The following is a 17,861-nucleotide window of genomic DNA, read 5'->3' as shown; positions in this document are numbered from 1 at the left end:
ACCCTCGCGACCCTCGGCTACGACGTCACCCTCACCCCCAGAACCGCGTGAAAGGTCACCATCCCTTTCCAAGTAGATCCACCAGCGTCAGAAGGGGAGTCTGCAGACCTGCCCTGCTGATCACGGCGGGTCTCGATACGCCCCTGCGGGGCTGCTCGACCAACATGACGCCGATTCGCCTCGCGGACAGCGGCGGGACAAGCGAGCCGCTGCTCGCGATCCCGGATGCAGTGGGGTGGGCGTGGGCTCGCGGTGGCGACTGGCGGCGACGCGCTCAGCCGATGATCGGCGAGGTGATCGACCTCAGGTCCTGAAAGCGCGAAACCCGAGCGCCGCGTCCATTCCGGACGGGTCTCGGGTTCACTTCCCGGGACTCATCGGCCCGGGCTGCCATGAGTGTACCTGTCAGCGGCTCGGGCGAGCAGGCATGCAGGGGAGCATCGTCCCGATCTGTCGCGAGACGTCCGCACCGAGAAGAAGGCCGCTCGAAGAGGTGTCTCGCAGACATCGAGAGCGAGGACGATGTCGTCGTGCGAGGGGCCGGAGCTCCTCGAGGGTCACTCCGGCGCGTCGGCCTTGTACACCTTCCGGAAGGCGTCCTTGCGGGCGATCTTGCCGCCGCGGAACTCGTAGATGTCGCAGCCGCGGGTGACCTGGGGCTCGCCGTCGGGGCCGGTCCCGGTGAAGGACCAGGTGGCCGCGCCGCGCGTGCCGGCGATCAGGGGCTCCCCCTCCTCGTGCCGCTCCTGGCCGGTGTCGAAGGCGAGCATCAGCGCGAAGCCCTCGCGGACCTGCTCCTTCCCGGACCAGGTCCGGCCGGGCTCGGGACCGACGGACGCGCCGTAGACGCAGTCGTCGGTGACGTGGCTCATCAGCTCCTCGAGGTCGTGGCGGGACCAGGCGTCGCTGAACGCCGCCAGCACCTCGGGCGTCATCTCGCTCGTGGGGTGATCGGTCGACAGGGAATCGCTCATCGGTGAACTCCGGTCCTTCGAGTCGTGGACCGTCGTCGGTCGCTCTGCGACAGTGGCAGGCTCCGGGTCGTGGAGGCAACGTCCTCTAGCGGTCATGTCCGGAATCGGACGACCGGGGGCGACGCGGGGCGGTCGTGATCCGGCGGGCCGGTGACGCCGCGGCCGTCGCAGACCGCGGCGCGATCACTGCAGGACGAGTCCGACCAGCGGGGGTAGGACCAGCGTCGCCAGGCCCACGAGGACGCCGTGCGCCCCGACGCCCAGGGCGATCGCGGCGAGGATCCGCGGGCGTCCCGGCCGGACCACTCCGGCGACGCCGAGCCCGGTGGTGGTGGCGGCGAGCAGCAGCTGAACGAGGGCGATGCCCGCGAACAGCGCGCCGATGCTCGTCGCGTCGATGCCGTTGCCGTAGGCGAGCACCGGTATCGCGGTGGTGACACCGGCGAGCACGATCTGCGTCAGCGTCTGGAGGACCGCGAGCAGGAAGCCGATCAGCCCGACCGTGTTGCGAGGACGACCCGGCGCGTCAGTGCGTGTCATCGTCGAAGCGTAGGGCGGAGCGGGCCCACGGGTCGATCCCCGGGGGCGAGGGCTGGTGCTCCCGGCCGCAGTCCCCCGATGCGGCCGAGAGCACCTCGGCACCGACGTCCGCGTCGGTCCGCCCGCGGCGTCGCCGGAGCCCCCACTCCTCGACCGCCCCTCCACAGTAGGTTTCCGGCGCGTTATTCACCATCTGTCGTTTTGCGTCAGCGGGCCACTACCGCTCCTCCCTTCGTGCCCGCACACTGGGAGGAGGCTCGCGGAGAGCCGGCACGGTGAAGCGGCCTCCGGCGGGGCCGTGCTGCGAAGGAGCGTCCGATGATCGTGCGAGGTCCGCGATGAAGCCCGGTCGTGCGTGCGCTCTCGGCGGGGTGGCCGTCCTCCTCGCCGTCGGGATCGCGGGCTGCACGGCGCCAAGTCTGGACGGCGCTGCTCCGGACGGCACCGCTCCGGACGGCACCGCTGCCGGCGGCACCGCGTCCGCCGGCCCCGTTCCGAGCGGCACCGCGAGCGCGACGACCACGCCCTCGGCGGTCGCCGAGGAGTGCACGCTCGCCGCCACGTCCACCTTCGAGGTGCAGGACACGGTGACGGTGATCGTGGAGCTGACCGACGCGGGCACCGGCACCTGCGTGCTGCAGGGCACTCCGGAGGTGACCTTCCTCGACGACGCCGGCGCCCCGGTGGACACCGTGGTCCAGGCGGGTTCCGGCGAGCAGTTCTCGGGGGAGCCGGTCACGGTCGAGCCGGGCGGGCACGCCTACCTCACGTTCCTCACCGACACCACCGGCTCGTGCGCGCCGACGGCCGCGACCGTCATGGTGCTCGCGGTCCCCGGCGCTCCGGGAACCACGCAGGTCGATCTCGGCTCGACGTCCTTCTGCCCGACCGCGGTCGACCTCCCGCCGCTGTCCTACCCCGTGACGCTGGAGCCCACGACGCTGGCCTGACCGCCGCCCGCGGCCGCCGTCACACCGCTGCGAGGACCGCGCGGGCCGTCACCGCGTCGGTGACCAGCGCGTTGATCAGGGAGCCGCGGACCGCGCCGAGGATGCTCGGGGCCTTGTCGACGCCGACGGCGACGCCGACCGCGTGGGGGAGGGCGGCGAGGTCGGCGCGGGAGACGCGGACCATGCGCTCGCTGCCGGGGAACTCGACGGCCGAGCCGTCGGCGCGGAAGAAGTTGAGGCAGACGTCGCCGGCGGCCTCGTCGAAGAGGTGACGGTCGCTGGGCAGGCCGGAGGAGAGCTCGTGGCGGGTGGCGGTCGGGGCGCCGATGCCGAGCAGGGCGCCCTTGGCGCTGCTCCAGAGGTCCATCACCTGGAGGAACGCGGGGTCGGCCTCGAGTCCGGAGCGCATCGCCGGGCTGGGCAGGGCCTGCGCGAAGAGGAAGCTCGAGCGGGCGCCGGTGGCGGCGGCGGCCATCCGGGTGATCTCGTTGGTCTGGAACCAGGACTGCGGCTCGGCCTGGCCGCCGACGGCGGGGACGATCGTCACACCGGGCAGCGGCGGCAGCATCCCCGAGCTGGCCAGGTCGTGCACGGTGCGGCCGAGCGACATCAGCAGGGCGTCGCCGACGCCGAGCTGCATGTCGGCGAGGGCGGCGGCGACCGGGACGGCGAGGTCGCGGCCGAGGGTGGCGGCGTGCGTCACGGGGGCGAGGTGCACGGCGTTCAGGCCGAGCGCCTCGCGGAGGGCGTCGGCGAGGCCGGTGTTCTCGTCGACGAAGGGGTCGATCACGCTGATCCGGACGAGGCCCAGGCGCCGGGCCTCGGCGATGAGGCGGCTGACCGTGGGCCGCGAGACGTCGAGCCGCGCGGCGATCTCGACCTGGGTCGCGTCCTCGAGGTAGTACATCCGCGCCGCCTGGTAGACGACGTCGAGGGGGAACCTGACGGTGTCGGAGCGCCGGGGGGCGCTGGGCGGCGGAGTCACGTGCGTCATTGTGCCCTCTTCCTCGGCGTCGTGCAGGTCCCCTCCCCCTCCGCGAGATGCCACTTGTGAGCGCGACACGCCGTGAAAGGCGCTCATAAGTGGCATCTCGCGGAGGGAGGAGGGACGGGCGGGTTACTCGGAGAGGGTGAAGGGGGCCGTCATCTTGTCGACGTTGTCCTTCGTGATGAGGATGCAGTCGAAGGCCTGCTTCTCCTCCGAGGCGCCGGTCTCGCCGGTGCGGAGGAAGGAGTCGGCCTGCTGGACGGCCTCCTTCGCGAAGGTCGCGACGGGCTGGAGCACGGTGTACTGCAGCTCGCCGGCCTTGATGGCGTCGACCGCGTCGGGCGAGCCGTCGAAGCCGCCGACCTTGACCTGGTCGAGCTTGCCGGCCTCCTTCAGCGCCGCGATCGCGCCGAGCGCCATCTCGTCGTTGCCGGAGATGACGCCGGTGACGTCCGGGTTGGCCTGCAGGATCGACTGCATCTTGTCGTGGCCCTGCGTGCGGTCCCAGTTGCCGACCTGGTTCGCGACCTCGACGAGGCCCGGGTACTGCGAGATGACGGTCGCGTAGCCGTTGGAGCGGGTCTGCGCGTTGTTGTCGGAGGGGGATCCGAACAGCTCCGCGTAGTTCGCGGTGTCGCCGACGTCGGCGACCCACTGCTGCGCGCCGAGGGCCGCGCCCTGGGCGTTGTTCGAGACGAGCTGCGCCTTCGCGAGGCCGGTCTCGTTGATCTCGGCGTTCACCAGGATCACGGGGATGCCCGCCGCGTCGGCCTTCTTGACGGCGCCGACCGAGCCGGAGGCGTTGGCCGGGTCGAGGATGATCGCGACCGACTTGTTGGTGATCGCGGTGTCGATCAGGGTGCTCTCGGTGTTGGTGTCGCCCTTCGAGGCGCCCACGTTGGCCGTGTAGCCGAGCGCCTCGGCCTCGGCCGACGCGACGTCGCCCTCGGTCTGCCAGTAGGGGTTGGCCGGGTCGTTGACGATGATCGAGATGAGGCCGCCCTCGGAGGCGCCGGGGGTGCCGGCGGCCTCTCCCGCGGTCCCCGCGTCGGAGGAGCATCCGGACAGGACGAGGGTGAGCCCCGCGCCCGCGGCGAGCACCATTGCCAGCTTGCGGTTCATTGGTCTGTTCCTTTCACTGTGGTCCGATCGGCGGTGGCCGACCGAGGTCTTCTCTCGGGAGGCCGGCCTAGGCGGCCGGGGCGCCCGATGTCTGGGGGACGGGCGCCGGAGCGCCCGCGTCGGAGGCGGGCCGCGGGCCGGAGCCGCCGCCCTTGCGCGGCTTGCCGCGGTACTGCACCGCGTTCAGCAGGACCGCGAAGACGATCACCGCGCCGGTGAAGACGGTCTGCCAGTACGACGAGACGCCGATGATGACGAGGCCGTCGGAGAGGAAGCCGATGACGAACGCGCCGAGCAGCGTGCCGCGGACGGTGCCGACTCCGCCGGTGAGGGCCGCGCCGCCGATGACGACGGCGGCGATGGCGGTGAGCTCGTAGGAGCTGCCGGCGGTGGGGCTGGCGCTGGTGAGCTCGGAGGAGAGGATGAGGCCGGCGATCGAGGCGAACAGGCCCGAGAGCACGTAGACGCGGACCTTGACCCGCTTCACCGGCACGCCGGAGAGCTCCGAGGCGCGCTCGTTGCCGCCCGAGGCGTACAGCCAGCGGCCGAAGACCGTGCGGTTGAGCAGGAGGCTGACCACGATCGCGACGACGATCATGATCACGACGCCGATCGGCAGGCCGAGCAGGCGGTTGAAGCCGAGCCAGTCGAAGCCGGTGTTGCCGAGCTCGGGCTGCCCCGCGAGGTCGTTGTAGGTGAGGCCGTTGGTCATCAGCAGTCCGACGCCGCGGACGACGTAGAGCATGCCGAGCGTCGCGACGAACGGGGCGACCTTGAACCGCGCGACCAGGATCCCGTTGATCAGGCCGATCAGCGCGCCGGCCGCGCAGGAGAGCACGACCACGACCCAGAGCGCGGGGTAGAGGGTGCTCCCGCCGATCTGCACGCCCTGCATCAGGAAGCCGGCGATCACTCCCGAGAAGCCCAGTGTCGAGCCGACCGAGAGGTCGATGCCGCCGTTGAGGATCACCAGCAGCATGCCGATCGCGAGGATCGCGTAGACCGCCACGTGCGAGGACATCGTGAGGATGTTGCCGACGGTGAAGTAGTTGGGCGAGAGGATCGAGAACACGACGATGATCGCGATCAGCGCGAAGAACGCGCGCCCCTGCAGCAGCAGGCGTCCGAGGTCGAAACCGTCCTTGAAGAGCGCGGGGCGTCGCTGCCCGGTCGCGGTGGAGGTCATTAGGGGCTTCCGTTCCGTAGTGGTCACGAGATCACGGCCTCACCGGAGGCGGCCATGATGTCTTCTTTGGAGACGTCCGAGCCGAACTCGGCCGCGATCCGGCCTCGGCTCAGCACGATGATGCGGTGGGCGATGCTGAGGCACTCGCCGACCTCGGAGGTCGTGTAGACGACGGCCAGGCCGTCGCGGGCGCGCTCGGAGAGCAGCCGGAAGACCTCGGCCTTGGCGCCGATGTCGATGCCGCGGCTCGGCTCGTCGAGCAGGATCACGTCGGGCTGCGTGGCCAGCATCTTGCCGATGACGACCTTCTGCTGGTTGCCGCCGGAGAGCGAGCCGATCATCGCCTCGCCGCCCGCGGTCTTCACGTGCACCGTGCGGATCGAGTCGGTGACGAGGTCGACCTCGCGGCGGGGGGAGAGGAACAGTCCCTTCACGAAGGAGCCGATGCTCGCGAGCGAGAGGTTCCGGCCGACGGTCATGGTCTGCACCAGGCCGTCGCGCTGGCGGTCCTCGGGGACGAGGCCGAGGCCCGCGCCGATCCGCTCGGCGATCGACATCCCGGCCAGGTCGCGTCCGCTCTTCGAGATCGTGCCGGCGGTGACCGGGGTGCGGCCGGCGATCGCCTCGAGCAGCTCGGTGCGGCCGGCGCCCATCAGCCCGTAGAGGCAGACGATCTCGCCCTCGCGGACGTCGAGGTCGATGCGGTCGACCACGTCGCGGCCGGGGATCGACGGGTCCGCGACGCTCACGCCGCGCACCGAGAGGGCGACGTCGCCGAACGGGTAGCCGGTGGGCGGGGAGCCGAGGTCGAAGCCCTCGCCGACCATCGCGCGGACGACCCAGGCGAGGTCGATGTCGGCGGCGACGGCGGTCGCGGTGACCGAGCCGTCGCGGAGGACGACCGCGTGGTCGGTGATCTCCAGCGCCTCCTCCAGGTGGTGCGAGATGTAGACGATGGAGACGCCGCGGGCGGTGAGGTCGTGGATGACGGTGAAGAGCACCTCGACCTCGGCGGCGCTGAGCGCGCTGGTCGGCTCGTCCATGATCAGGATCCGCGCGTCGACGGAGAGGGCGCGGGCGATCTCGATCAGCTGCTGCTGGCCGAGCCGCAGGTCGGCGACGAGGGTCAGCGGATCGATGTCCTCGCCGAGCTCCTCGAGCACCGCGCGGGCCTGGCGCGCCTCCTCGGCGTAGTCGACGCCGGACGGGCCGGTGATCTCGCGGCCGAGGAAGATGTTGTCGCGCACCGAGAGGTTCGGGGCGAGGCTCAGCTCCTGGTGGATGATCGAGACGCCGTGCTCGCGGGCGTCGACGGTGTCCTCGAAGGCGACCGCGGTGCCGTTCAGCACGATCTCGCCCGACGTGGGCTGCTCCACGCCGGACAGGATCTTCATCAGCGTCGACTTGCCGGCGCCGTTCTCGCCGAAGAGGGTGGTGACCTGGCCGCGGTGCACCGAGAAGCCGACGCCCTTGAGCGCGCGGGTCGCGCCGTAGGTCTTGACCACGTCGACGGCCTCGAGGACGACCTCGCCGATGCCGGCGACCGGGGCCTCGGCGGTGCTCACTGGACCACCAGCTCGGACGGCGTGACGAGCCAGCCGGCCGGGTTGATCAGCTGGAACGCGCCGGTGACCTGGATCGTCTTCCCCTCGAGCGCCGTGGTGTCGACCGCGTTGAGCACGGTCGTCTTCAGCTGCTCGTTGAGGGCGCTCGCCGCATCCTGGTAGTCGATCTGGTTGGTGAACTGGCCGAACTCGACGGTGCCGGTGGCGTCGCGGAGGTCGGTGCCGTTGATCGCGGGGCCGGTCTGCACGCGGATCAGGACGTCGCCGGGGACGCCCTCGACGGTGACCGGGTAGATGCCGTTCTGGCCGGCGCCGACGGTGCCGGTGAAGGTGGTGGCGAACTCGGGGCCGGTGCCGCCGGCGACGCCGTACTCGGTCGCGGCGCCCGCGCTGTCGGCGGCGATCGCGGTGGCGAGGGTGGCGGCGTCGACCGCGCGGTCGGCGATGCCCTCCTGGATGACGGGGAAGTTCTCGGCGGCCCAGGACTCGGCCGAGAACTCGGCGGGTCCGGCGCCCAGGTCGGAGTCGGCGCCGACGACCTTGGTGCTGAACGCCATCGCGGCGAGGACGACCACGACGACCGCGGCGAGGATCAGGCGCTTCCGGGAGGCGCCGATCGGGGGCCTGCTCGTGGTGGGAGGGAGTGCACGCGTCATCGCGGTGTCCGTTCGCTGGTCGGGAGTGCTGGTCGTGGTGGTGCTCGTGACGGCGTCCCCCGGGGGCGGCTCCGTCGCTGCGGGAGGTGGGCGAACCCGCCTCCGGAGAAGAAATTATGTTCAACACAGAATTTCCGCAAGGGCCGCGATGGAATTGGCGGCAGATCGGCCACGTCCCGTGGAGAACAGAAATTCTGTTCTTGACAAGTGTTCTGGACGGGGTAGGTTCGGGAAGGCCGCGACGAAGCGGCCCCGCGAACCCCTCGGAGGCTTCCCATGACCATCACCACTCCTTCCCCGCAGACGGCCCCGCAGTCGCGGCACTCCGACGGCTCCGACGTGCCCGAGTCCATGCGCGCCGTCGTCGTGCACGGCCCGGAGGACTACCGCCTCGAGACCGTGCCCGTGCCGGTCCCCGCCGCCGGCGAGCTGCTGCTGCGCGTCGACGCGGTCGGCGTCTGCGCGAGCGACCTGAAGTGCTACCACGGCGCCGCCAAGTTCTGGGGCGACGAGAACCGTCCCGCGTGGGCCGAGCGCGACCGCATCGCGGGCCACGAGTTCGTCGGCACCGTCGTGGCCGGCGACGACGCGGCGCTCGCCAAGCGCGGCGTCGCGCTGGGCGACCGCATCGCCTGCGAGCAGATCGTGCCCTGCTGGGAGTGCCGCTACTGCCTGATGGGCGCCTACTGGATGTGCGGACCGCACGACATGTTCGGCTTCAAGGGCTTCGACGGCGCGATGGCCGAGTACGTGCTGGTCCCGACCCGCGCGCTCACCCACCCCGTCAGCCGCGACCTCGCCCCGCAGGTCGCCGCGTTCAGCGAGCCGCTGTCCTGCGCCATGCACGCGGTCGAGCGCGGCAGCATCCAGTTCGACGACGTCGTGGTCATCGCCGGCGCCGGCCCGATCGGCCTCGGCGCGATCGCGGGCACCCGGCAGAAGAACCCGAAGATGGTCATCGCGCTCGACATGAGCGACGAGAAGCTCGCGCTCGCTACCAAGGCCGGCGCCGACCTCGTCATCAACATCACGAAGCAGGACGCGGTCGCCGTCGTCAAGGAGCTCACCGGCGGCTACGGCGCCGACGTCTACATCGAGGCCACCGGGCACCCGTCCGCGGTCTCGCAGGGCCTCAACATCCTGCGCAAGCTCGGCACCTACGTCGAGTACTCCGTCTTCGGCTCCAACGCCTCGGTCGACTGGTCGATCATCAGCGACGACAAGGAGCTCAACGTCCTCGGCGCCCACCTCGGCCCGAACTGCTGGCCGGCCGCGATCAAGCTGCTCGAGAGCGGCGTCCTGCCGATGGACGAGATCTGCACGCACCAGTTCCCGCTCGAGCAGTTCCAGGAGGCGCTCGACCTCGTCGCCGACAGCCAGGGCGGCTCGGTCAAGGTCTCGATCGTGCCGTCGCTGACCGAGGCGGTCGTCGCGGCCGACGCCCGGAGCTGACGGCATGACGACGATCTACGACGACCCCGACGAGTTCGCCGAGGACCAGCTCGCCGGCTTCCTCTCCCTCTACGCGGACCGTCTGCGCGGCGTGCCCGGCGGAGTGGTCGCGCACCGCAGCGCGGGCGCGTCGCCGCAGGTGGCGGTCGTCATCGGTGGCGGCTCCGGGCACTACCCGGCGTTCAGCGGCACGGTCGGCCCGGGTCTCGCGACCGGAGCGGTGGTGGGGAACATCTTCACCTCGCCCTCGGCGGCGCAGGCCTACTCGGTCGCGAAGGCGGCCGATCAGGGGCGCGGAGTGGTGTTCAGCTTCGGCAACTACGCCGGCGACACGATGAACTTCGGCATCGCGGCCGAGCGGCTGCGCAAGGAGGGGATCGACACCCGGATCGTCGTCGTCACGGACGACATCGCCTCGGCGGAGGAGATCGGGAAGCGCCGCGGGATCGCGGGCGACTTCCCGGTGTTCAAGGCGATGGGAGCGGCGGCGGCCGAGGGGCTGTCCCTCGACGAGGTCGAGCGGGTCGGGAACGCGAGCAACGCGGCGACCCGCACGCTCGGCGTCGCGTTCTCGGGCTGCACGATGCCCGGCGCCGCCGAGCCGCTGTTCAGCGTGCCCGAGGGTCACCTCGGTCTCGGGCTCGGGATCCACGGCGAGCCCGGCATCCAGGACATCGAGCTGCTGCGCGCGGCGGAGCTGGCGGACCTGCTCGTCGACCGGCTGCTGGCGGACGTTCCCGAGAGTGCGGGGGTGAAGGGCGGCACGACACGCGTCGCCCCGATCCTGAACGGGCTCGGCACCACGAAGTACGAGGAGCTCTTCCTGCTCTGGCGCCACGTCGCGCGCCGGCTGGAGGAGGCGGGGCTGCAGACGGTCGAGCCCGAGGTCGGCGAGCTGGTCACCAGCCTCGACATGGGCGGCGTCTCGCTGACGCTGCAGTGGCTCGACGACGAGCTCGAGCGCTTCTGGCGCGCCGACGCCTACACGCCGGCCTACCGCCGGGTCGCGGCGCCGGTCGCGGCGCTGCTGGCGCCCTCGGGCGAGGACGCGGCAGCGGGTGAGGAGGAGTCCGCTCCTTCCGCCACGGACGGGGCCGTCGCGCTCGGCGAGACCGTGCGCGCGGCGCTCGCCCGGATGCGTGAGCTGCTGCAGCGCGAGGAGGAGACCCTCGGGCGGATCGACGCGGTCGCCGGCGACGGCGATCACGGCCGCGGGATGCTCAAGGGCATCGGCGCGGCGACCCGGCGCCTCGACCGGATCGAGGAGCGCGCGGGCGGCGCCTGGCTGCTGTCCCGCGCCGGGCAGTCCTGGGCGGAGCAGGCCGGCGGGACCTCCGGGGTGCTCTGGGGCGCGGCGCTCGAGGCGCTCGGCGCCTCGCTCACCGACGGGCGCGAGGAGTACGCGGCGGCGGACGTCGTGGCCGGCGTCGACGCCTTCGCGGAGTCGATCGTCGATCTCGGGCGGGCGAGCGAGGGCGACAAGACCATGCTCGACGCGCTGCTGCCGTTCGCCCGCGTGCTGCGCGAGCGGGTGGCGGGCGGCTCGTCGCTGGTCGAGGCGTGGCGGGAGGCGGCGGGCGTCGCCGTCGAGCGCGCCGCGGCGACCGCGGACCTGCGGCCGAAGGTCGGCCGCGCACGACCCCTGGCCGAGAAGAGCCTGGGCACACCGGACGCGGGCGCGACCTCGATGGGGATGATCCTGACCGCGGTCGGCGACGTCCTCGCGGAGCGCGCCGGTGCGGATGCCACCACGGAAGCCGCCACGGAAGCCACTGAAGAAGGAGGAGCGGAATGACCACCACCTATCGGGTCGTCGTCGGATCGGACGACGCGGGCTACGACTACAAGGAGGCGCTGAAGGCCGACCTGCTGAAGGACGACCGCGTCTCGCTGGTGACCGACGTCGGCGTCGACGCCGAGAGCCACACCGACTATCCGGACATCGCGGTCACGGCCGCGCGGATGATCGCCGACGGGTCCGCGGATCGCGCGATCCTGATCTGCGGCACGGGCCTGGGCGTCGCGATCGCGGCGAACAAGGTGCCGGGAGTGCGCGCGGTGACGGCGCACGACTCCTACTCGGTGGAGCGGTCGGTGCTCTCGAACAACGCGCAGGTGCTCTGCCTGGGGCAGCGCGTGGTCGGGCTGGAGGTGGCGCGGCGGATGGCGCGGGAGTGGCTCGGCTACGAGTTCGACCCGTCCAGTGCGTCGGCGGGGAAGGTCGCGGCGATCTGCGGGTACGACGGCAGCGCGCCGGCGGGCGTGGACGCCTAGAGATCAGCCGCCTGCCCGGAGATCCCGGCTCCGCTGCGCCAGGCGGTGCACGGTGGCGCGGGTCTCGGGGTAGAGCCGGCGGAAGTCCGCGTACAGCCCGTCGTAGAGCGCGGCGACGGCCGGATCGGGCACGAGGGTCGTCGCCGCGGGGTTCCACTCCTCGATGTCGACCTCGGTGACCAGGCCCGCCGCGAGCACGGCCGAGCCGTAGGCCGCGCCGACCGAGACCGTGGGGATCACCTGCTCCAGGCCGCAGACGTCGCTGACGATCTGCGGCCAGAGCTCCGCGGCGACTCCGCCGCCCGCGCCGACCAGCGCCTCGAGCCGGACGCCGTGCTCGCGGAGCACCTCGAGGTGGTGCCGGACGGCGAAGGCCGTGGCCTCGAGGACGGCGCGGTAGAGGTCGCCGCGGGTGGAGCCGACGCCGAGCCCGGCGATCACGCCGCGCGCGTCGGAGTCGGCGAACGGCGAGCGCTCGCCCGCGAAGTAGGGCAGCACGAGCAGCCCGCCGGCGCCCGGTCCGGACCGCGCGGCCTCGTCGAGCAGCTCGGCCCAGGAGGCGCCGGTCAGCCGGCGCAGCCAGTCGGTCACGGCGCCCGAGGTGGCCATGCCGCCGGCCGCGGTCGGCTCGCCGGGAGCGGCGCCGACGGTCGTCCACATCCCGCCGAGCGGGGTCGGGGCGGCCATCGGCGCGACCAGGAACATCGTCGTGCCGTACTGGAGGAACACCCGGCCGGGTCGCCGGCGGCCGGCGCTGAGGCTCTCGGCCCAGGCGTCGATGGTGCCGAAGACCACCGGCACGCCGGCCGGCAGCCCGGTCGCGGCGGCGGCCTCGGGAGTGATGCGGCCCGCGGTCTCGCCGGGCCAGCCGAGGCGGGGGAGCTGCAGGCCGGGGGCGAGCAGGGCGGCCCACTCGTCGATCCACTCCTCGCGGGCGACGTCGTAGAGCGGCGTGCACTGGCTGGCGGAGTGGTGGTCGAGCACGTACTCGCCGGTGAGCAGCTCGACGATCCGCGAGGACGGCATCGTGAAGCGGACGGCGCGGCGCCAGAGCTCCGGCTCGTGCCGGGCGACCCAGGCGAGCTTGACGCCCGCGGCCTGCGCCGAGAGCCCGGAGCCGGTGCGGGCGCGCATCGCCTCCTCGCCGCCGAGCAGCGCGGTGACCTCGTCGAGCATGCCGACGCTGCGGGTGTCGACGCCGTAGAGGATCGCGGGGCGGAGCTCGTGGCCGGCCGCGTCGGTCAGGAGCACGCACGGGCCCATGCCGCTGACGCCGACCGCGACGACGACCCCGTGCGGCGCGGCGGCGGTCAGCTCGGCGACGAGGCTGCGGAACTCGGCCCACCAGACGCCGGAGTCCATCTCGACCCAGCCCTGCCGCGGCCGGTCGACGACGTGCGCGCGGGCCGCCTCGGCGACGACCCGCCCGTCGAGGTCGACGAGGATCGCCTTCGTGCTGGACGTGCCGACGTCGACTCCGAGAACCACGTCCACGACTCGTCCTCCTGCTGGGCTGCACCGACCACCGACGCCCTCGAGCTTAGGGCGGCCGCCTGCGGCCCCCGGCGGGGACCTGGAGTGCGCCGCCGAGGCGTCCTCGAACCGTCGAGGCGTCCCGCTGCTCCTGGACGTCTCGACCGTTCGAGGACGCCTCGGCCGGAGGGGGCGTCAGCGGGGCCGGCACTCCAGGCTGAGCCAGAGCTCGAAGCAGGCGCTGCGGGAGAGGGCGGTGGCGCCGATCGAGGCGCGGCCCATCCGGCCGGCGTCGGGGCCGAAGACGTCGAGGAGGAGGTCGCTCGCGGCGTTCGAGACCTCGTTGAGGCGCTCGAAGCCGGGCGGGCAGAGCACGAAGCAGAGCCCGCGCGAGAGGGCGACGACCTCGTCGAGCGAGCCGAGGGCCGCGCGGATCATGCCGAGCGCGTTGACGGCGGTGTAGCGGGCCGCCTCGCGTGCCTGCTCGAGGGTGATGTCGACCCCGACCGCGCCGGGGTGCAGCAGGGCGCCGTCGCGCGACTCGGGAGTGATGCCGCTGAGCTCGAGAAGGTCGCCGGTGCGGTGGAAAGCCCGCAGGGTGCTGCCGCCGTAGCGGCCGCCGTAGGGCGGGTCGAGGTAGTCGGGGATCGCAAGGCCGAGCTCGCGGGCGCGCTGCTCGGCGGAGTGCTGCTCGGCGGAGTGCTCAACGGCGGGGTGGCTCATACCGCCAGCGTATCCGACGGTAGCCAGAATGGATACAACCTGCGTACGATGGGATCCATTAAGGGGTCGGCGGTACGGCGACCGCGAGAAGGGACCTGCAGATGACGATCGGCCTCACCGGTGGCGCCCCCGCCCGGACGTCCATCGATGTGGCCGCCGAGCGCGCTCGCACCGCCGGCACGGCCGGCCGGCACTACTTCAACGCGGCCGGCGCGGGCCTGATGACCGACTCGGTCCTCGAGACCGTCATCGCGCACCTCCGCCTCGAGCAGCGGATCGGCGGCTACGAGGCCGCGAACGCCGTCGCCGACCGGGTCGACGCCGCCTACGCCGCCGCCGCCGCGCTGCTCGGCGCGGACACCGACGAGATCGCCTTCTTCGACAGCGCGACCAGCGGCCTCCGCGCGATCTTCGACGCCCTCCGCCTCGGCCCCGGCGACACCGTGCTCGCCCCGCGCTCGAGCTACGTCAGCCAGGCGCTGCGGCTGCTCGCGCTCGAGCGCTACGACGGCGTCCGCCTGACGCTCCTCCCCAACGACTCCAGCGGCGGCCTCGACGTCGAGGCGCTCGAGAGCGCCCTCGCCACCGCGAGCGGCCGCACCGTGATCAGCGCCGTGCACGTCCCCACCTCCTCCGGACTCGTCGAGCCGGTCGCCGCGATCGGCGCGCTGGCCCGCCGCTACGGCGCGATCACGGTGCTCGACGCGACCCAGTCGGTCGGTCAGCTCGACATCGACGTCCGCGCGATCGACTGCGACGCCCTCGTCACCACCGGACGCAAGTTCCTCCGCGGGCCGCGCGGAACCGGGCTGGTCTTCCTCCGCCGCGGCCTGCTCGACGGCATCGGGGCCTGGGCGCCCGACGTGCGAGGCTCGCAGTGGACGAGCGAGCAGGAGTGGACGATGGACGGCACCGCGAGAGCCCTCGAGACCTGGGAGTCGTCGGTGGCCCTCCGCCTCGGACTCGGCGAGGCGCTGCGCGAGGCGCACGAGCGCGGCACGGCGGCGACCGAGGCGCACCTGGTGGCGCTCGGCGCCCGGCTGCGCACCGAGCTGTCCGCGATCGGCGGCGTCACCGTGGCGGATCCGCCCGTGTCGCCGTCCGGCATCGTGACCTTCACCGTCGACGGCGTCCCCGGCAAGACCGTCTCGGCGCGGCTGCGCGAGGCGGCCGTCGACTCGCTCGCGGTGCCCGCCTCGCACGCGCAGTGGGACCTCGGCGCCCGCGGCCTCGCGAGCGTCGTCCGGGTGTCGCCGCACGTCTACACCGACGAGTCGGACGTCGAGGCGCTGCTGACGGCGGTCGCAGGGGTGACCTCGTGACGGTCTCCGACGACACCGTCCACGACGCGATCGTCATCGGCCTCGGGATCCACGGCTCCGCCACCGCCTTCGAGCTCGCCCTGCGCGGGCGCAGTGTGGTGGGGATCGAGCAGTTCGGCCCCGGCCACGTCCGCGGCTCCTCGCACGGCGCCACCCGGATGATCCGCCGCGCCTACCCGAGCCCGGTCTGGAACGACCTCGTCGATCGCGCCTTCAGCGGCTGGGACCGCTGGGCGGCCGCGGCCGGGGCGCCGTTCGTGCACCCGACCGGCGGTCTCTACGCGCACCGCGGCGAGGCGGCGCTGCAGGGCGGGCGCAGCCGGCCGGTGCCCGTACCCGATACGTCCTTCTCTCCGCCCGCGGACTACGGGGTCGTCCACGACCCCGACGCCGGCGTCGTCGAGGCCGCCCGCGCGCTGGCCTTCGCGCAGTCCGCCGCCCGGGAGGCCGGCGCCGAGCTGCGCTTCGACGAGGAGGTGCTCGACTGGAGCGTCGGCACCGGTCCCGAGGCGGGCGTCGTCACCGTCCGCACCTCCGCGGGCGAGCTGCGCGCGCGCCGCCTCGTCGTCTCCGGCGGCGCCTGGGTCGAGCGGCTGCTGCCCGAGACCGCCGGCTTCTTCGAGGTGCAGCGGATCCTCACCCTCACCGTCCCGGCCGGTCAGCGCGTCGCGCAGCCGCCGGCGCTCGGCTGCTTCTCCGTCGATCTGCCGGACGGGCTCGTCTTCGGCCTGCCCGAGGCGGCCGGCTCCGGCGCCAAGATCGGCGTCGACGCGGGACCGGTCTGGGACCCGGCCGTGCCCGTCGCCCCGCCGACCGCGGCGGAGATCGCGCACCTCGAGAGCCTGCTCCGTCGCTTCGTCCCCGGGATCGACACCGCCGGCGGCGAGGCCGTCGCCTGCCTCTACACGATGACCCCCGACAAGCGGTTCGTCGTCGGCGCGCTGCCCGGCCGGCCCGAGGTGCTGGTCGCCGCGGCCTGCTCCGGCCACGGCTTCAAGTTCGGCCCCGCGATCGGCGAGGCGCTGGCCGACCTCGTCGACGGCGTCGACCGCCCCGACCTCGACTTCCTCAGCCCGGACCGGACGGTGACCGCATGACCCTCTCCCCGCCTCCCGCTCGCGTCGCCGTCGCGGCGCCGCACCCCGCCGCACTCGACGCCGCCGCCCGCGCCATCGCCGACGGCGGCGACGCGATCGACGCCGCTCTCGCCGCCGCGACCGCGCTCACGGTCGTCTACCCGCATCAGTGCGGCCTCGGCGGCGACCTGATCGCGCTGGTCCGCCGCCCCGGCGAGGACGTCGTCGCGGTGGTCTCCGCCGGAGCGGCGCCCGCCGGCATCGACGTCGCGGCGCTCGCGCGCGAGGAGCGGATGCCGCGGCAGGGCGCGCAGACCGTCACGATCCCCGGCGCGGTCGCCGGCTGGCAGGCGATCGCCGGTCTGGGTGGTCGCCTCGGTCTCGACACACCGCTCCGCCGGGCCGCGACGCTCGCCGCCGACGGCTTCCCGATCTCCGCCGGCCTCGGCCGCGCGATCGGGCTGCGCCGCGACGAGCTGCTCGCCGACGAGGGCATGCGCGGCGTCTTCGGCGACGGCGACGGCGGGCTCCTGGGCGAGGGCGACCTGCTGGTGCAGCCCGCGCTCGCCGCCTCGCTGACCGAGCTCGTCGACGATCCCGGAGCGTTCTACCGCGGCCGGATCGCCGACTCCCTCGCCGCGCGCCTGGCCGCCCTCGGCGGCGCGCACACCCCCGCCGACTTCGCCGCGCACGAGGCCGAGCTGGTTGAGCCGGCCGCCTCCCGCGAGGGCGGCGTGCGCTGGTGGGTGGCTCCGCCGCCGAGCCAGGGCGTGGTGCTGCTCGGCGTCCTGCCCGAGGCGCTCTCCGGCGACACGGCGCAGCTCGTCGAGGCCGTCCGCGACGCGGCGCTCGTGCGGCAGTCCGCGCTCGGCGACCCGCGCGGCGGAGCGATCGACGTCGCCGCCATGCTCGACCCCCGCTCCCTCTCCCGCGGCTCCCTGCCGCGGGCCGGCCGCGCGCTCGGCGACACGGTCGCGGTCACCGCGGCCGACACCGACGGCACCGTCGTCACCCTGATCCAGAGCGTCTACCAGCTCTTCGGCTCCGGGATCCTCGACCCCGGCACCGGCATCGTCCTGCACAACCGCGGCTCCGCCTTCAGCACCGACCCCGCCCACCCCGGCCGGGTCGGCCCGGGCCTGCGCCCGCCGCACACCCTGCTGCCGGTCATCGCCGAGAGCGGGGACCTCCTGCTCGGCCTCGGCTGCCAGGGCGGCAGCGCCCAGCCGTGGATCCTCGCCCAGCTCGTGCGCGAGCTGCTCGATCCCGCCGCGGATCCGGCCGCCGTGCTCGAGCGGCCGCGCTTCGTCGTCGGGGCGCGGGATCTCGGGCACGAGGAGCTGACGCTGGTGGCGGAGCCGGGGGTTCCGGCTGCGGTCGCGGCGGCGCGAGAGCTCGGGCTGCCGGTCGCTGAATCGTCCGGGCCGATCGACGAGGCCGGGCACGTGCAGCTCGTCCGGCTGCATCGCGACGGGCGGCTCGACGCGGCCAGCGATCCGCGGGCCGACGGCCGCGCGATCGTCGCGGGGGCGGGCTGACCGCTCTCGACCGTCGCGGCCG

16 protein-coding genes are annotated in these 17,861 nt (G+C 73.3%); 7 read left to right on the top strand and 9 right to left on the bottom strand.

Annotation, left to right across the window (positions count from 1 at the left end; translation table 11 throughout):
- Positions 1 to 557 precede the first annotated feature (557 nt).
- Together MT351_RS06195 and MT351_RS06190 are read right to left on the bottom strand one after the other, a co-directional pair.
- Positions 558 to 974, bottom strand: a complete 417-nt coding sequence (locus MT351_RS06195) for a nuclear transport factor 2 family protein (RefSeq protein ID WP_165909001.1) — start codon at positions 972 to 974, stop codon at positions 558 to 560.
- Between the two features lie 183 nt (positions 975 to 1,157).
- Positions 1,158 to 1,514, bottom strand: coding sequence for a hypothetical protein (locus MT351_RS06190; protein WP_243581599.1), 357 nt, complete (start codon positions 1,512 to 1,514; stop codon positions 1,158 to 1,160).
- A 338-nt stretch (positions 1,515 to 1,852) separates the two neighbouring features.
- Between MT351_RS06190 and MT351_RS06185 the strand changes: the two genes are divergently transcribed.
- Positions 1,853 to 2,464 carry a DUF4232 domain-containing protein gene (locus MT351_RS06185; RefSeq protein ID WP_243581597.1) on the top strand — a complete coding sequence of 204 codons (612 nt, stop codon included), beginning with the start codon at positions 1,853 to 1,855 and terminating at the stop codon, positions 2,462 to 2,464.
- A gap of 19 nt (positions 2,465 to 2,483) precedes the next feature.
- On the opposite strand, the gene MT351_RS06180 is transcribed toward MT351_RS06185, so the two are convergent.
- From MT351_RS06180 to MT351_RS06160, 5 genes are all read right to left on the bottom strand, one after another.
- Positions 2,484 to 3,449, bottom strand: coding sequence for a sugar-binding transcriptional regulator (locus tag MT351_RS06180; protein WP_243581596.1), 966 nt, complete (start codon positions 3,447 to 3,449; stop codon positions 2,484 to 2,486).
- A gap of 132 nt (positions 3,450 to 3,581) precedes the next feature.
- On the bottom strand, positions 3,582 to 4,574 hold the full coding sequence (locus MT351_RS06175; protein ID WP_243581594.1) for a D-ribose ABC transporter substrate-binding protein: 993 nt from the start codon (positions 4,572 to 4,574) through the stop codon (positions 3,582 to 3,584).
- A 67-nt stretch (positions 4,575 to 4,641) separates the two neighbouring features.
- On the bottom strand, positions 4,642 to 5,760 hold the full coding sequence (locus MT351_RS06170) for an ABC transporter permease (protein ID WP_123447405.1): 1,119 nt from the start codon (positions 5,758 to 5,760) through the stop codon (positions 4,642 to 4,644).
- Between the two features lie 23 nt (positions 5,761 to 5,783).
- Positions 5,784 to 7,325, bottom strand: coding sequence for a sugar ABC transporter ATP-binding protein (locus MT351_RS06165; RefSeq protein WP_243581592.1), 1,542 nt, complete (start codon positions 7,323 to 7,325; stop codon positions 5,784 to 5,786).
- Positions 7,322 to 7,981 (bottom strand): DUF2291 family protein, encoded by a 660-nt coding sequence (locus tag MT351_RS06160; protein WP_243581590.1) that lies wholly within the window; start codon positions 7,979 to 7,981, stop codon positions 7,322 to 7,324. Before MT351_RS06160 ends, MT351_RS06165 begins: the two co-directional genes overlap by 4 nt.
- Before the next feature lie 276 nt (positions 7,982 to 8,257).
- On the opposite strand from MT351_RS06160, the gene MT351_RS06155 reads away from it, so the two are divergent.
- From MT351_RS06155 to MT351_RS06145, 3 genes are read left to right on the top strand one after another with little or no spacing between them, the layout of a single operon-like run.
- A complete protein-coding gene (locus MT351_RS06155; protein WP_123447408.1) occupies positions 8,258 to 9,433 on the top strand; it encodes a zinc-binding dehydrogenase in 1,176 nt (391 codons plus the stop codon).
- Between the two features lie 4 nt (positions 9,434 to 9,437).
- The gene (locus MT351_RS06150; RefSeq protein WP_243581589.1) at positions 9,438 to 11,228 is read left to right on the top strand and encodes a dihydroxyacetone kinase family protein; all 1,791 of its coding nucleotides are present in this window, start codon (positions 9,438 to 9,440) and stop codon (positions 11,226 to 11,228) included.
- Entirely contained in the window at positions 11,225 to 11,707 is a 483-nt protein-coding gene (locus MT351_RS06145; protein ID WP_243581588.1) for a ribose-5-phosphate isomerase, read from the top strand. Before MT351_RS06150 ends, MT351_RS06145 begins: the two co-directional genes overlap by 4 nt.
- Before the next feature lie 3 nt (positions 11,708 to 11,710).
- On the opposite strand, the gene MT351_RS06140 is transcribed toward MT351_RS06145, so the two are convergent.
- Both MT351_RS06140 and MT351_RS06135 read right to left on the bottom strand, forming a co-directional pair.
- Positions 11,711 to 13,201, bottom strand: coding sequence for an FGGY-family carbohydrate kinase (locus tag MT351_RS06140; RefSeq protein ID WP_243581586.1), 1,491 nt, complete (start codon positions 13,199 to 13,201; stop codon positions 11,711 to 11,713).
- A gap of 174 nt (positions 13,202 to 13,375) precedes the next feature.
- Positions 13,376 to 13,903, bottom strand: a complete 528-nt coding sequence (locus MT351_RS06135; RefSeq protein ID WP_132435485.1) for a RidA family protein — start codon at positions 13,901 to 13,903, stop codon at positions 13,376 to 13,378.
- A 101-nt stretch (positions 13,904 to 14,004) separates the two neighbouring features.
- Between MT351_RS06135 and MT351_RS06130 the strand changes: the two genes are divergently transcribed.
- The 3 genes from MT351_RS06130 to MT351_RS06120 are packed head-to-tail and all read left to right on the top strand — an operon-like array spanning position 14,005 to position 17,839.
- Entirely contained in the window at positions 14,005 to 15,225 is a 1,221-nt protein-coding gene (locus MT351_RS06130; protein ID WP_243581584.1) for an aminotransferase class V-fold PLP-dependent enzyme, read from the top strand.
- Positions 15,222 to 16,322, top strand: a complete 1,101-nt coding sequence (locus MT351_RS06125; RefSeq protein ID WP_243581583.1) for an FAD-dependent oxidoreductase — start codon at positions 15,222 to 15,224, stop codon at positions 16,320 to 16,322. The genes MT351_RS06130 and MT351_RS06125 overlap by 4 nt, the downstream gene beginning before the upstream one ends.
- Entirely contained in the window at positions 16,319 to 17,839 is a 1,521-nt protein-coding gene (locus MT351_RS06120; RefSeq protein WP_243581582.1) for a gamma-glutamyltransferase, read from the top strand. The genes MT351_RS06125 and MT351_RS06120 overlap by 4 nt, the downstream gene beginning before the upstream one ends.
- Positions 17,840 to 17,861 lie beyond the last annotated feature (22 nt).

The sequence above is a fragment of the Rathayibacter sp. VKM Ac-2926 genome, assembly GCF_022815565.1.
In the GTDB taxonomy this organism is placed as follows: Bacteria; Actinomycetota; Actinomycetes; order Actinomycetales; family Microbacteriaceae; genus Rathayibacter; species Rathayibacter festucae.
The sequence above is the reverse complement of the archived record's forward strand: the minus strand, read 5'-3'. Positions and strand labels throughout refer to the sequence as shown.